The following is a 13,917-nucleotide window of genomic DNA, read 5'->3' on the forward strand; positions in this document are numbered from 1 at the left end:
GATGTGAGGATAGCCAATATTGGCTTGCGTAGCAAGATCCCGCAAAATGGTTGCTGCCACGTGGCGGCGAATAACAACCAGGCACAGACCAGGTTCGTATGGAAGGCGGCCTTGAGGAAAACGTAAAAGTTTTGGTGACAGCTGGCGGCCGCTTGCCGCGCCTACATGGCTTCTGCGCCTTACAGCACGAACATGCATTGGCACCTCAATTCTTACCATGGCGTGAAACGGCTACGACCACTCATACCGCGGCAAAACCTCTATCTCGTCGGCCGTGACATCGAAATGCAGCAACGTGATGCCAAGTGACATCGCGTATTGCATTACCTTCTCCAGGTCCTCTGGTATTGCATAGTGTCTAGCAGAAGGTGCGTAGACGTTGATGACCTCCACAAAATAGCTCGCAAAGTTGTTAGCCAAAACGGGCTCTTGTCCAAAGCAGCAAAAAGTCTCTTCCGATAGGTGGAAGGCGGAAAGCGTCAAGTAGTCGTTAACCGGCAATTTTTTCATTGTGATTCCCAATCGTAATTCAGCGGAGAGCGACGTCACGGTAGCGCTGCTCTCCAGCGACGAGCTTGAAATCGAACGCATCGTCCGTTGATAGGGCGAAGTAGGATGGGTTGGTAGACACCGGAAGCCCGGATGGACTCGGTGATTTCAGCCATTTCAACCGGACAAAGTACGTGCGCGGACTGCGAGCCGTACGGATCTTGCGAAGGGCGACAGCAGTTGGGTATAGCATTGGGGTTCTCCGAAGAGGAATGGGGAACCCGTTGCCGCACCGGGAACGTGGTTCCCGGCGGGATGGAATGGATGGACTGGCCCGGCGGCCACCGTACTGCAGAAGCTGGCACCTTGCGGTGCCGGATCGATGCGTCTGGGACGCGGAAAGTGGTAAGAGAGTATCCGAAGTCAGCCCTCCGGATCAATAGGCCCACGCTAGCCCACCCGACCTGATGATCGTAGCAACGGATTGGCTCCTGCGGTTGTTCAAAAAAAAATGCCCTCTGGAAGGGAGGGCTGGGAGCAAGTGCGAGAGGGTTTCCGTAGCGGGGGCTGCCGAAACCAGCATGGGGCGAACAGCTTTCGCTGTCGCCCAAACGCTCGCCAATTTCTTTCGTCTTTCGCCTGATATTGACTCGGTCGAGTCAGGTACGAGCGAAAGCCCGGCCGCGCGCGACCAGGCGATTCGATTAGTGGTGCACGCCATGCCGCGGGCCGATGGGCCGCGACAGCAGCGTGGTGACCGCGCCGGCAACTTGCCAGCCGTCCAGCTCCGATTCAAAAATGCCATGCACCAGCCGATCCAGGCAGATCACCTCCATCCCGTCTGCCTCGACGGTACCCAGGATCCTTGCCACGGTGGTACCGCGGGTGCCGCGGCACTTGATCGTCGCCAAGCCATCGCCAATGGCGATCCTGCAGTCGTCAGTCTTCATGCCGCCTCCTTAAGCAGCTCGCGTTGATCCCGGACCTTGCGGCCGTGCAGCTTGGCGAGATCTTCAACAAAATGGTCTAACAGCGTGTCCATGTGCAGGAACGCCTCGTCTTCGAGTTCCGGCGTCGCCCAGTCCAGACCAGCCTCCATGGCGTCCCGTTTGTGCGCCACCATCTGGTCCTGATAGCAATCGACGCTTCCCGGCAGATGGAAATACACCACCTTTAACTGCCCTTTCCGGTTCCACCGCAGCGCGCGCCGCATCGCCTGATACTCGATGCGCCACGTCCACGAACGATCATAGAAGAGGACGTAGTCAGCATTGGGCAGGTTGTAGCCAGCCCGGCCGGACGCCTTGGTACAAAGAAGCCCTGTGGCGTTGCCGCCGACGAACCGCTTGTCCTTGTCGGCCACGCGCTTCGCAATCGGAATGCCACCATGGAACGGCACGGTCTCCACCCCCTTCGCCTTCAGCTGACTGGCGATGAGGTCGATAACCCCCGGGTTCTCGGCAAACAGGATGGCCTGCTTCCCTTCGGCGGCAATTGCCACCAGCCGTTTAACCACGGCGCGTTGCTTGCTGGTGAGCTGCGCCAGCCCGCCGACACCGTCTACCCCGTGCTGCGGGTAGTTGGCGGCGAAATGCACCGCACGGATCCTGGCAAGAATGGCAATCAGATTGTTCGGCCGGCCATCCTTGCGGACGTCCCGGTACCATTCGGCAAACTCGTCCGCCGTACGCAGGTAGAGCGACAGGTGAGCAGGATCCCAGTCCGTCTCGACCACCTCCACAGCTGGTGGCTCGATCTGGATGTACCGCGACACGTCGGGCTCGCAGACCAAGCGACGCTTCACGTGCGGCGCCAGCATCTGGCGATACCGCGGGAGATTGCCAATCTTCGGCACTTCGCGCTTCGCCCCGTCCTGCAGGCTCTCCGCAAATTCCCAGGTCACCCACTCCAGCACCACAAAATCACTGCGGAAGCGGTCGATACCTCGTTCGGCATGCTGCGCCGTGGCCAGCCAGTTCGCCTCGAGGTAGCCGCGCCGGTAGCCGTACGGCTGGGCCGCAGTGCCGTCGCCACCCGTGAACGCGATCAGTCCGAAGATGTCACGCGGATAGTTGGCGATCGGGCTGCCTGTCAGGATATAGCGGCGTCTGGCCGACAGCTGCCATAGCGCGCGGCTCTGGTCACTGGTCGGGTTCGACAACCGCTCGCCCTCGTCTGCCACCAGCAGACTGATACGCCGGCGCAGCCGATGGGCATAGGTGACACGCCGCGACGCCTTCCGGCATACCGGCATGCGAAGCCGTTCGTAGGCGATCAGGTTGATTCGTCCCAGCGTACTCAGGTCTTCCGGCGACTCGATCACGTGAACATCCGACGCCGGCAGAATTTGCCCCAGTTCCGCGCGCATCTCCGGGACCAGTCTGGCTTCCACCACGATCAGGCCATGCCGAACCCCGGACAGCAGGATCAGTGCCGCAGCGAGCCGCGACTTGCCACAGCCCTGCTCCCATGCCGCTACTGCGCCGTTGGGCTTCATCAGCAGCTCGACCAGGTCTTCCTGCTGGAATTGCCAGTCCAACCACTTGTCGATTCCCAACGCCAGCAGCCGCTTGCGCAGCTGGTTGGCCTGTTGCGGATAACGGCGTTGCAGCCCTTCATGGACGATTTCCCAGGCCTGCGCCGATTTCTCGACACTGTATCGGGTGGTGATTTCGTCCAACGAGACGACGTAGCGCTTCCCGCGCACCTCGTACTCATATCGACCATCTGCCTGCCGGGCAAACTGCACTGCCTGGCCAGCTTTGATAATCGGGCTTCCCCAGACGGTGGTGTCGACCACATGCGTCTTGGTCGCGACCGCAACGAGCATGTTCACGGCGCCGACGCCCGTTGTCCAAACGGCATGGCGCAGAGGCAGCGCCTGCCGCGCACTGCGGCGCAGCCGCTGGTGCAAATGCTCCAGAAAGCCCGGCGCGAACTCCGGCTCGCCGCCTGCGCGCTTCACCAGCCTCACGAGCTCGCGAAGCGCAGCGATCGGATCTGCCTGCACGAGGTAGGTTTCCAGATCCAGCCGACCCGTGCCCGCATAGCAAAAGCCGCTCGGTAGCCGCTGACCTTCCTGCGATACGATTCGGCGTTCCAACACATGGTTGAGCACCATCGCCTCGGTGAATCCGCACTCGAAGCCGAGGATGATCCGGCGGCCGTCATGCGAGATGCGTACCCGTTTCTGCGAGGTTACAGGCCGCGTGATAGCGGGACCGTGATCGTCCAGCAGCTGGTGTGCCAGCTTCGGCTCTCCATATCGCCGCTCGTCCCACTCCAGCTGGAGCTTCGGCAACGGTGTCGACAGATCCCGCACCGGCTGGCGCAGAATGCCTCCCCGCACGCGGTAGCGAGCAAACACGGCGATGGAGGTGCGCACTTCGGCGCCTTCCTCACGAAACGCGTTCGCGGGTAGGTCGAATGCACCCACCACGCGACGCGAGGCATCGCTATATGGCTCGCCATGCGGAATCGACCCATCAGCAAACTTGTCGACAAACGTGGTCGGAAGCAAGGCGACCACGACTTGTGAGGCGTCGAGTGCCTGGGCAAGTGCGTACTCATGGCTCAGCGCGCTGGTACGCGGGCCAAACCGGCCCCATGTCGTGCAGTCGTAGGGCTGCAGGTGTGGCGACTCCAGATGAATCGAGAACGGGGGATTTATTAGCGCGATATCGAATCTGCGCGGATGAATATCCTCCATCCCAGCGTGCCGAAAGCTGCCGTCGAAGCCGGCTGCCTCGATTGCTTGTTGAATTATCTCGATCGTTGGTTTGTGCACGTCCACACCAAAGAGGCTGTACCTGACCGGATCTGCAAACTGCAGCAGACGGCCGGACCCGACAGAATTGTCCAGGATGGACACCTTCCGATCCGGCAACCAGTCGGCCACCACACCCCACATCAGGCGGGCGATCACATCCGGGGTGAAGAACTGCGAAAGATGGCGCTTACGCGCCGCGTGCAACTCGCCCATGTGCGCGACTTTTTCGGCTTGCGAGCCGAGGCTCACAATAGCCCGTAAGGGCTCGTACCAATTGGTCATGATAGGTCCCATAAGAAAAACGCCCCATCAAAGACGAGGCATGTAGTGGATCGAATGCGAAATCCGCCATTCAAACTCGGTAGGTGCCAGCCTGCTGCTGGACGAAGGCCAGCAACGTGCCCGCGATCGGAAGTGCGAAGCGCAACTCCCAGTACTCGTTTAACTGGATGTTGTTGAGGCCAGGGAGGGTCTGACGCTGCTGCGGCTGGAATGGATCGCTTGCGTGGCACCTTGCCAGGCAACTTGCCAGCGGCGCGTGGCTCATGCAGCGCGCAAACACTGCCAGCGCGAAGAAGGCGGCTATCACCGCTCCAGCGAGCCGAAATGCAGTTGCCGCATCGGATGTTCGGCGCCGTCGACCTGTTCCGATATCGCCACCAAACGCATCCGCATCGCCGTGGCTGTGCGCCGGGCTGCCATACTGCTGGCTAGCCCAAGGGCCCGTGGGAGTGTCTGGGCCGTTTACTGAACGGCCATGGCGTGTCCGTTGGCCCCATAGATGCGGCGCAGACGTTTCCCGGAAGTCATCGAGATCGGGTGCATCGCCGGCTCGAATGGCTTCTCAGATTTGGCATGGCCGGTGACGGGAATCCGCGTCTCACCATCGGTAGCTTACATCGCGTGTCAGGCCGTCTCTTCCATGAACGCAGCGCCAAATTCGCCGATGAACAGCATCAACGCCTCGGCCACCTGGTGGGAAAACTTGAACTCCCACCCGTCTTTGAAGAAGACGATGTCAAGCCCAGGATGGCTTTGCTTCTCGCGGTAGTTGTACTCAATGTTGTGGACATTGATACGCGAGAGGCCACTGGCCAGCGACGAGTGACCCGCTTTGGCAGCAAAAGCGGTGAGGCCCTGCAGGCAATCCGCGGCAGTCTGGCAGCTGTAGTAGCCCACCTTCCTGCACGATCGCCCGTAGCAGCCTTCCGAAGTCACTCGCATGCGCAGAATCACCGCTGACGCGGTGCGCTGAACCTCATTGCGCCGGTTGAGCCAGAAGCCTTTGATGATCCGCTGCGCAGCTTGCTGGTAGGCCAGTTCCTTGCCGCCACTCCCGCCATAGCGGTCATGAAGCGACGCCCACAGCCCGTCAATGTCGGGGATCTTCCCAGCCTTGAGCGCCTTGCCGATGTCCAGGCCCGCGTGCTCATGCTCTTTGGTATCGTCGATGTCCAGACGTGTTCCCGCAGGAGCAAACTCGCGGCGAGCGCGGTTGACCACATTGCCGGCAAGCGAAGAGCAGAAGCTTTCAAGCTCCCTGGCCGTTCCATACTCGGAGCGAATCTCCACAGTGTGGCTGTTCCCGGGGATGCCTGCCAGGCACTCGCGCTCGAAGCTCGCAGCCGAACGATAGGCTGCACATGCCGCCTCCTGGGCCCTGACGAAGCGCTCAATGATTTCGTTGTACATGCGGCCTCCAAATTAGTGCAGGGAGATCGCCGGACCAGCGGGCAAGGGCGAGAAGCCCATCGCCCACCAGGCCGAAACCGGGTGATCAGGGAAATCCGGAATCGTGGTGCTGCAGAACACGGCCGGCACTTCCGTCATGTCGACAGCTCCGGCAACGACCTGCTCGCGCCACCGTGCTTGTAGGCGCAGCCATGTGAGCTCCGCGCGCGCTATCGCATCCCAGCCCGTCGGGACCTTGGCTTCGTCGAATAGATCCGCGCCCGCAGCCGTCATGATGGCAACCACTTCATGGTAACGGCCGAGGTCGTGCGCAAATCCGCGGCGCTCAAACGTGAGCGTGAGCGGATCCGGATTGCCAAAGACCCGCTTCAGCTGACGGATGTAGACCGCGCATTCCAGGCGAGATTTCGCCTCATAGTCGGGGTGCCCGACCTGCGCGCAGGATTCATCGGCAGGCACCGGCCCGACTTCGATGGAAAGAGAGTGGATGAACATAGCGTTTCCTCAAGCGAGTTGGAGAAACGCCCCACCGGGGACGTTTCCCCGGTGGGTAGTGGATGGATTGGCAGGCGCCCGCGATGGGTCAGCCTGCAATGGAAGGCTTCTGCTCCGCAATCGACAGCTTCGCAAGAAGCCAACTGATCAGGACCAGAAACTCGATTTCGGCAACGAAGTGCACTTGCATCATCGCAAGGCGATCGTCGGCGGTGAAGATAAGAAAATACAGGACCGCGAACAGGTTGATGACCGTCGCAAAGACAGCCAGAGCGCTGATACGGGAGGAGACAACCATGCAAGGCTCCAAAAAAGAATGGAGCCTTCCCCATTGGGCAAAGCCCCAATGGGTGGAAAAAAAAGATGGCCGGTACACCGGCAGGGTCGATGCGCTGAAAGCGCGAAGAATCGGGCGGATATTACTGCGAATCGTCGCTCGGGGACAAGTCCCCCCAGCTGCGGCTCAACCTGTCGCGCGTCGCTGCCGGCTTGCCTCGCGCACGCGGTTCACCACATCCCACCGGCGCAGGTCAACCTCTTCCGGGTTCTCCAGGTTGGAGTGATCCAGCACCGGCCCATCGTCCCCGAACGGCTCATAGTCAGCGGGCAGCTTGCCCTCTGCCTTCAGCTTGGCGGTCTGCATCTTCGACAGGCCGTGACTGGTTTCGCTGATGGCGACATAGTCCCATCGTGCGGGCACTGCGGCCTCAGAAAACCACGCCTCGCCCTCCCCCGACGCGACCAGCGCCACGACGTCGTAGATGCTGCCGGTCGGCGACGGCATCGCCCGAACCTCGAAGCGCAGCACTTCCCGCCTCGGGTACCAGAACGTCCGGTCGAGATAGCGCTTGAACGTGAAGGCATCAAGCATCGCGATTTCCGCGTATTGCGGGTCGCCGGGCGGGATGAACTCGCGTTCGCTCTTGGGCCGCGCGCCGAGGGAAACCTCGCGAACGGCGGGGGTCTGGGGTGATGACATGGGATTTCCCGAAAAGATACCCCAAATTCTATAGCTTTCGGGCGCAACTCCCGCCACGGGCGCCTTGAGAATGTGTTTGGCGAATCTCGCCGGCCGGCGGCCTTGACTTCGCGATGGCGCCGGTATCTTGGTCATAGACCATTCGATACCTCGTTACCATGCGCTTCACCCGCTTCGGGCGCTACACCCCCATCGAGTTCAACGCCCGCCGGCAGGCCGCTTTCGCGCGCAAGCAGCAGCGCGAGCGCGACCGATACCCGCTCTTCCCCGAGCACGTCGCCGCGGAGCAGCACCAAGCCGACGAAGAGATTGATCGCCGGCAACGGCAAGCGGACAGGTTCGAAGCGAGCCAGCGTGCGTTCGAGGCCCGCGTGTGGCGCAAGGCCCGTACCCGATTCTTTTCGTTGCCGGAAGCCGGCAAGGCGCAGATCCGCGCGAAGTGGCTGTCCTGGCCCGGCCCGACTACCGCAACCAATTTCATCTACATCGTCGACGAACTGAGCGGTGACCGGGCACGCCGGGTGGCCGAGGCCGACGCCGGCCACGCCGAGATCCGACGCCGCGCGTGGGAATCCGTGAACCGCCAAGCCGCGCTGGAGGTGGTCTAATGGCCCCGACCGACGAGCGGGACGCCGTCGTTGACGCGGTGAAGGGCGGCGACGCCCTCAAGGTCAAGGCTTACGCCGGCGCGGGCAAGACCTCCACGCTCCGCCCGACGCTAGTGATACGGCGCCACCGAGATATTTTCCTGCTCGCCCGCTGGCGGCGCTCCCATGGCACGGCGCTCGCGGGGGCGGGTCAACCTGATCAGCGTTGTGTGGCGATCCTGCTGTTCGAACGATCCAAGTCGAACTACCTGACGATCGCGGACGCGGCCGCGATGCTCACCAACGCGCAGTTTCTGCCTTGCGACTCGGCGCACGAGGTGGCGATGGCGGACCACCTGGTGGCACAGCGGCGCGCCTTCCGCAAACCGCTCCGGCACATCGTCAACGCGCCGGTTCATCCCGATTTCGTGCTGACCGACACATCGCCGGAGGTGGTAATCGAAGTGCTGGGAATGGCTGGCAACCCGGAGTACGTCACCCGAATGGCGGCAAAGCGCCAGCACTACCGCGCCGCCAGCGTGCCGTTCGTCGAATGGAACGCTCCCGCGCAACCGCTTTCCGCGGTTCGGCTGCCGTCCCCTGTCGGGACAGCCTCGGAGGCCACCCATGCAGGCTGAACACGCAGCGATGGATGGAGAATTGTTCCATAGGGCAATGGAACTGGTCCACCAACACCGCGCCGCGTCGGTGGCGCTAATCCAGCGCCATCTGCGCATTGGCTGGGAGGCTGCGGAAGCACTGTTGGCCCGCATGGCCGCCGAAACGATGGCCGTTCGCAAGATGCAGAACGGCCTTTACCTCTACATCCACGGCCCTATCGGCGCGGAACTTGCGCGCCTGAACGGCTTTGCGCAGGAGGTGTTGGCCGCGCTTACCGAAGATTGCATCGACGCGGCCCACCTTCGGGCCTCTGCCATTCGCTATGGCCTGGCTGAAGAGACAACCGTCTCGGCTCGTTGCGGCGACCAGTGCGCCTGCGCGACGCTCTTCGAGTTCCCGGTCCGATGCTTCAGGGCAAGCGGGGCGGCGCTGGACTCTGGTGAGCCTTAGGCATCCACGACTTGAGCGAGATACAGGGGATCATCGTCGCCCCTGTGCGTTGGTCCAACCCGGGCGAGCGGATTTCTATGTTCACACCCAAGGCAGGTGAAAAAGAAGCCGCGTTCGTCCAGCTGTGGGTCTGCCGTGTTAAACATCACCGAGAGACGGCACTTCGTGCAAGTCCACATGGTTCACTCCTTGCGTGACTTCGGGTCGCGCGCGCTACGCTAGGTTCACGATAGTTCAGGCGGTCCACTAAAGCATTCACCATCCACGAAAGCCTGGTAGGCAAGGAGGATTCACCAATGCCGCTCTACAACACTGAGATCGTCTACCGCGCCGTCATTCAAGCCGATGACGCCGAGGCCGCGCTCGTCGCCACCAAACGTGAGCGCCGGGACATCGAGGGCGACTGCGCGGAGCCGCGCTACGAGCTGGTCGGCCCCTATCGGACTCCTGCGGACTTCGAAGATGGCTGGACCGAGACCGATTACCCTTACTGTGGTCTCGGATCGGCCTATATCGGTCAAATACTGCTCGCCGAGGACGGCCAGCCCGAACGCGACACGCCGTACCATCGACATGTTCGAGGATGTGCCAGCATGAGTGAGAACACCCGTATCGAGTGGGCAGACCACAGCTGGAAACCGTGGCAGGGGTGCCCGAAAGTGGGCCCGGGCTGCGACAACTGCTATGCCGAGTACTCTGGCTCACGAACGACCCGGCCAGCGTCCGCGCCAACAACCTGCGTGTGCTGGAGGCGCACACGGCATGTCACCAGCGCCTGATGGACGCCGGCGGGGAGCGCAGAACCACCGTCTATGGTGATGGCGCCTACCGAATCCGGCCCCGGTCCTTTGGCGAGCCCACACCGGGCCGACTATCGCGAAATGTGCTCGAGCGGGGCCAGCGGTGCAGTACGGCAGGAAGCCGTAGCGCTCGGGTTGCCACTTCATGGCACCATGCAGCCGACGGCAATTCCTGAGTTCTTTGTCCGCTTTCTCACCGAACCAGGCGACCGGGTCATCGAACCGTTCCGCGGCACGGTTCGAACTGGCCTCGGCGCTGGACGTATTGGCCGACGCAGGCTCGTCTCAGAATGGATTCTTCAATATATCCGCCGTGCCGCCGAGTTGTTTCGAGAGGCCGCCGGGTTCCACCTCCACCCGGCCCTGCACTGGGCCAATCAACCAAGGTAGCAATGCAGCAGTTCGAAAACGACCAATCCGAATACCCGAAGCCTGAGACCGTCCTAGCCATCCGCGGCGCGATCGCAACCGGCCGCCACGGCGGTTCGATGGGGCCTGAGGGTCACTGGCTCAACGAGTTCTGGCAGATCGGCCGGACGCTTCGCGACCACAGCGAAATGCTGCAGGGCTTCCAGGGCACGGCGCGCCGCGGCCTGCTCAGCACTTCGACGCGATACCTCGCCATCAACGAGCCGGTATTCGAACAGCCCGACGAGCGATCTTAACGGGCAGCCGGCCGGTGCAAGGCATAATTCCGGCTTCTCCACCCGGACCTTGCCATGCCAACCGGCCTGCTCAACTGCGCCCACTGCGATGGCGCCCCCCTCTTCATCGCCGGCCGTCTGCAGGCTGTCGTCGTCTGTGAGGAATGCGGTATCTCAACGTCGCCAGTCCGCCTGGAATCCACCGACACGGACACCGCTTCTGCGCAGTTGCGCGCGATCTGGAACTCCCGGGTGGAACACCGGCCGGCAGACCAGCAGACGATTTCCATGCTCGCCCGGCGTGAGCTGACCTCGTCCGACATCCCCTATTTCCTGAACCTGCTCGCATCGACTACCACCGATTGGGCAACGAACGGGCCGAAATTCGCAGCCATGGCCGCAGCGTTGGCGCAGCCGGGTTTTCAGTTCAAGCACGTCTCGCCGCCGGAGACCGTCATCGAGGATGCCGGCCGCTATCGTAAGGTTGTTCGGCGATCCAAGGTTATCTATATCGATGGTGCCCCAATGGTCCGGTTCGAACACGTACCCGCCCTGACTGCGATCATCGCTGAAGAGGCGAAGGAGAACGACGAATGGCCGTTCCCAATTCTAGAAGAGTTCGTCGCCCGAGCCGTGGACAGCCTTCCGGATAGCACCGAACCTTGACTTCGCCCGGCCTGCGGCAAGCTGGAAGCGCTACTTTGATCTGGAAATCCAAATGCTGCGGCCGCCCGCCCTCTCGATCCTCTTCTTCCTCGCACCGACCAAGGTCGGCGCCAAGGACTTACCGGCACCAGCCTGTGCTTACGTATTCGCTCATGGCCAGCAGCCGGTCATCACCAAGGCCAGCCACACCCGAATTCTGTGCTAATGCGCATATGCGGTCATGCACTCCGCCCAGACGCGAACGGCGCTCTGGTCTGCGAACACCTCACTCGGGGGGCGGCTGATGCCGCTCGCGCGCTGCCGCGGGACAGCGACTTCTACGAGGAAGAGCGGTTGCCTGCCGGTGAGCGAGGCAGCTTGCGCGACTATGGACGTGGCGCTGGGCTCGACCGTGGCACCTGGCATCCAGCGCCGACTTTGGCGACAAGGCGTCGCAGGCCGAGAGCTTTAGGCTGGCAGGCCTTCCGGACGAAATCAGGGAAGCGGATTCGCCCCCGCAGCGCGCCAGCGTCGCGGATGAATGCCGACTTTTGCGCACCAGCCGCAGCCTACATCGCGCGCAATGATGCGGCACCTGCATACAGTGTAGTGAGCATCGCAGAACTGGTTCACTTTGCCGGCGTGGATCCCTTCCCATCGCTGCCAAAGTCGATGCGAATGTCCCCGATGGACTTGCCACCGCCCATGCCGGCATCCGGGCGAGCGGCCAGCGCGGGCGCGTTTCATTCGCCTGGCTGGCCAGCGCCGACTCGGCAAAGGCGGTGCCGGCTCCAGACGCTGTACAGGAGCTTGTCCGCGCGGCCGGCTCCTTGGTCGCGCTGGCGGCAGCCTACGCACGATCGTCCCCAACTCGCGTTCCACAGCGCACCGACCTTCACGGTTGTTGGATGAGCTCTTGCGGCCGTACGCTGGCTTTGCACGCAGTCGATTGTCGCGGTTCGATAAGGCAAAGCGATACCGGACGAAACGACCCAAGTGCAGGCCATGGCGCTACCAGTTCCTGCAAAAGGGATCGCAAGGACCGCCGTGAGTACGAGTATGGAAAGAACCAGCCAGCCCCAGTCCAGATAGCTTTGCTAGCTCAAAGACCCCCCAGTTGCCGCAACAGAAATGGCAACGTGCCGCTCGCGGCAGCGCTGGATCGAGCCCTCGCTAGATTTTGCTCGATGGAGCGACGCGGCTTTTCGGTAAAAGCGACCCTTCTCCTGCGAGCATTCTGGGAAAACAGTATGAGCATGCTCATACCTTCGCGATCGAGCGTTTGCCGATACTGGCCGGAAGGCCGGCCGACCAGCGTCGGATAAGAGCCCGCTTCCGAAGAGCAGTCCCGGCCTCAGCCCTCCTTCGCGAGAATTCGATAAAGCTTGGTCCTTGAAATCCCAAGCTGCCGCGCAGCCACTGCTTTGTTGCCATCGGCGGCCAAGATAGCGGCCTTGACCTCATTCAGAGTGGGTTCCTTCTTACCCAAGCTCAACTGGGTGGAATAGGTAGAAAGATAGGCATTCGCTTTGGTCGCCCGGCTGTGGCCAGCGGCCTCCACCACCTTGCGCATCGCTTCGCGGTGTGCCTCCACATCAACAACTGGCCCGCTCCCCTTCACAGCCGCCGGCTGGCCGCTCTCCCGCTTATACATCTGCTGCAGGTATTGGTGACGCAGCCCGTGCGCCGTCACACCGTCGCCGTCTTTGGTGATTCCGTGCTTCTCCAGAACGGTATAGAAGCGTCGGCGCCACCGAGTCTGGGAGAAGGAAGCAGGCATCAGCGTGCCTCGCTCCGGATTCGTGACGTATGCAAGTGTTGCCGCTTGCCCGAGCAACTCGTACTGCCAGCCGAACTCTATCGGGACCCGGCGGGCGCGCCCGCCTTTTGTGCCGTCATGCACGAGCAGCATTCCCGATGGCAGGACGTCCAAAGCAGGCCGCAATCGCCAGCTTTCCTTTGCTCGCAGGCCAAAGCCAGCTTCCAGCTTGAGCTGCAGTGCGACGTGGGCGTCCGTGACCGCGATCTCGGCGATCTTCGCCGCCGCATCAATGCCCTTGCCATCCCACGAACGGTCTTCGCGCGCAACATAGCTGCGCTCGTATCCGGCCGGTCGCTGCACATAGTCTTCGATTCGGCCGACCACGTTGGTCTTCCCCATCCATGACATCAGCGCACGCAGGTGGGTGAGGCGTAGCTCCACCGTTCCCACGTTCAGCTTGCGCTCCTCCACCCAATACTGGACCAGCCAGCGGATGTGCTTCTGCCGAATGCTGTAGGGCGAGGTTACGGCCATGCCACCAATGCTGCGCAGCTCCACGAACATGGCGAGAAGTGCCTGCACGCGCTGTCGCTGTGACATCTGCGACAGCGATCTGCCGCTAACTCGCGTCCCGCTATGCGGCAGGTGCAAGTGTTCCGCAGCCAGTACTGCGAACTCAGCCTTGAATCTCTCCGGCAGGTTGTATTGGTTAATGATGGGGCGCAGGTTGATAGTCTTAGTCATACGGCGTTCTCGAACTTTTGCGCTTCGCGCGTGCGGCCACGGGCGAGTGTCCGCCATGGGACCTCGCAGCTCGCTGCTGGACAGCGCCGACCCCCGATCCGGCTTTGTCCCCTCGGTGCTCCGGGGTACCACCCCCAGCTTTCCAGCCCACCCAGCCGGTCTTGCCACTACCTTCCTGTCCTTTAGCGATGCCAAACCGATCAGCCCTGAGCATGGAAGCAATGCGTCGTGACTGTCCGC

General features: G+C 62.1%; 15 protein-coding genes and 1 pseudogene. 7 read left to right on the plus strand and 9 right to left on the minus strand.

Annotated features, from left to right (window positions below; all coding sequences use genetic code 11):
• Positions 1-231: 231 nt before the first annotated feature.
• From E5S69_RS08550 to E5S69_RS08585, 8 genes are all read right to left on the minus strand, one after another.
• Positions 232-549, minus strand: a complete 318-nt coding sequence (locus tag E5S69_RS08550; RefSeq protein WP_143010731.1) for a hypothetical protein — start codon at positions 547-549, stop codon at positions 232-234.
• A 644-nt stretch (positions 550-1,193) separates the two neighbouring features.
• Complete coding sequence (locus E5S69_RS08555) at positions 1,194-1,439, minus strand: hypothetical protein (RefSeq protein WP_058698161.1); 246 nt, start codon at positions 1,437-1,439, stop codon at positions 1,194-1,196.
• Positions 1,436-4,540: a DEAD/DEAH box helicase gene (locus E5S69_RS08560; protein WP_058698253.1), complete on the minus strand. Its 3,105-nt coding sequence runs from the start codon at positions 4,538-4,540 to the stop codon at positions 1,436-1,438. Before E5S69_RS08560 ends, E5S69_RS08555 begins: the two co-directional genes overlap by 4 nt.
• A 70-nt stretch (positions 4,541-4,610) precedes the next feature.
• The gene (locus E5S69_RS08565; RefSeq protein WP_058698162.1) at positions 4,611-4,847 is read right to left on the minus strand and encodes a hypothetical protein; all 237 of its coding nucleotides are present in this window, start codon (positions 4,845-4,847) and stop codon (positions 4,611-4,613) included.
• A gap of 317 nt (positions 4,848-5,164) precedes the next feature.
• Entirely contained in the window at positions 5,165-5,950 is a 786-nt protein-coding gene (locus E5S69_RS08570) for a hypothetical protein (RefSeq protein ID WP_058698163.1), read from the minus strand.
• A 12-nt stretch (positions 5,951-5,962) separates the two neighbouring features.
• On the minus strand, positions 5,963-6,445 hold the full coding sequence (locus tag E5S69_RS08575; RefSeq protein WP_058698164.1) for a hypothetical protein: 483 nt from the start codon (positions 6,443-6,445) through the stop codon (positions 5,963-5,965).
• Between the two features lie 88 nt (positions 6,446-6,533).
• Positions 6,534-6,743 (minus strand): hypothetical protein, encoded by a 210-nt coding sequence (locus E5S69_RS08580; RefSeq protein WP_058698165.1) that lies wholly within the window; start codon positions 6,741-6,743, stop codon positions 6,534-6,536.
• A 165-nt stretch (positions 6,744-6,908) separates the two neighbouring features.
• On the minus strand, positions 6,909-7,424 hold the full coding sequence (locus E5S69_RS08585; RefSeq protein WP_058698166.1) for a hypothetical protein: 516 nt from the start codon (positions 7,422-7,424) through the stop codon (positions 6,909-6,911).
• A 158-nt stretch (positions 7,425-7,582) separates the two neighbouring features.
• On the opposite strand from E5S69_RS08585, the gene E5S69_RS08590 reads away from it, so the two are divergent.
• The 7 genes and pseudogenes from E5S69_RS08590 (at position 7,583) to E5S69_RS08620 (ending at position 11,397) form a co-directional block, all read left to right on the plus strand.
• Positions 7,583-8,032, plus strand: a complete 450-nt coding sequence (locus E5S69_RS08590) for a hypothetical protein (RefSeq protein ID WP_058698167.1) — start codon at positions 7,583-7,585, stop codon at positions 8,030-8,032.
• Positions 8,032-8,649: a DUF1173 family protein gene (locus tag E5S69_RS32310; RefSeq protein WP_081050304.1), complete on the plus strand. Its 618-nt coding sequence runs from the start codon at positions 8,032-8,034 to the stop codon at positions 8,647-8,649. Before E5S69_RS08590 ends, E5S69_RS32310 begins: the two co-directional genes overlap by 1 nt.
• Positions 8,639-9,082, plus strand: a complete 444-nt coding sequence (locus E5S69_RS08600; RefSeq protein ID WP_058698168.1) for a DNA translocase FtsK — start codon at positions 8,639-8,641, stop codon at positions 9,080-9,082. The genes E5S69_RS32310 and E5S69_RS08600 overlap by 11 nt, the downstream gene beginning before the upstream one ends.
• A gap of 593 nt (positions 9,083-9,675) precedes the next feature.
• A pseudogene (locus E5S69_RS08605) lies at positions 9,676-9,789 on the plus strand (DUF5131 family protein); the annotation flags it as partial.
• Positions 9,790-10,274: 485 nt separating this feature from the next.
• Positions 10,275-10,547: a hypothetical protein gene (locus tag E5S69_RS08610; protein WP_058698170.1), complete on the plus strand. Its 273-nt coding sequence runs from the start codon at positions 10,275-10,277 to the stop codon at positions 10,545-10,547.
• A gap of 54 nt (positions 10,548-10,601) precedes the next feature.
• Positions 10,602-11,192 carry a hypothetical protein gene (locus tag E5S69_RS08615; protein WP_058698171.1) on the plus strand — a complete coding sequence of 197 codons (591 nt, stop codon included), beginning with the start codon at positions 10,602-10,604 and terminating at the stop codon, positions 11,190-11,192.
• Between the two features lie 52 nt (positions 11,193-11,244).
• A complete protein-coding gene (locus E5S69_RS08620) occupies positions 11,245-11,397 on the plus strand; it encodes a hypothetical protein (RefSeq protein ID WP_158577659.1) in 153 nt (50 codons plus the stop codon).
• A 1,128-nt stretch (positions 11,398-12,525) separates the two neighbouring features.
• On the opposite strand, the gene E5S69_RS08625 is transcribed toward E5S69_RS08620, so the two are convergent.
• The gene (locus E5S69_RS08625) at positions 12,526-13,677 is read right to left on the minus strand and encodes an integrase domain-containing protein (RefSeq protein ID WP_058698173.1); all 1,152 of its coding nucleotides are present in this window, start codon (positions 13,675-13,677) and stop codon (positions 12,526-12,528) included.
• Between the last annotated feature and the right edge of the window lie 240 nt (positions 13,678-13,917).

Origin of the sequence: Cupriavidus necator, from assembly GCF_013141915.1 — a bacterium.
Taxonomy (GTDB): domain Bacteria; phylum Pseudomonadota; class Gammaproteobacteria; order Burkholderiales; family Burkholderiaceae; genus Cupriavidus; species Cupriavidus necator_B.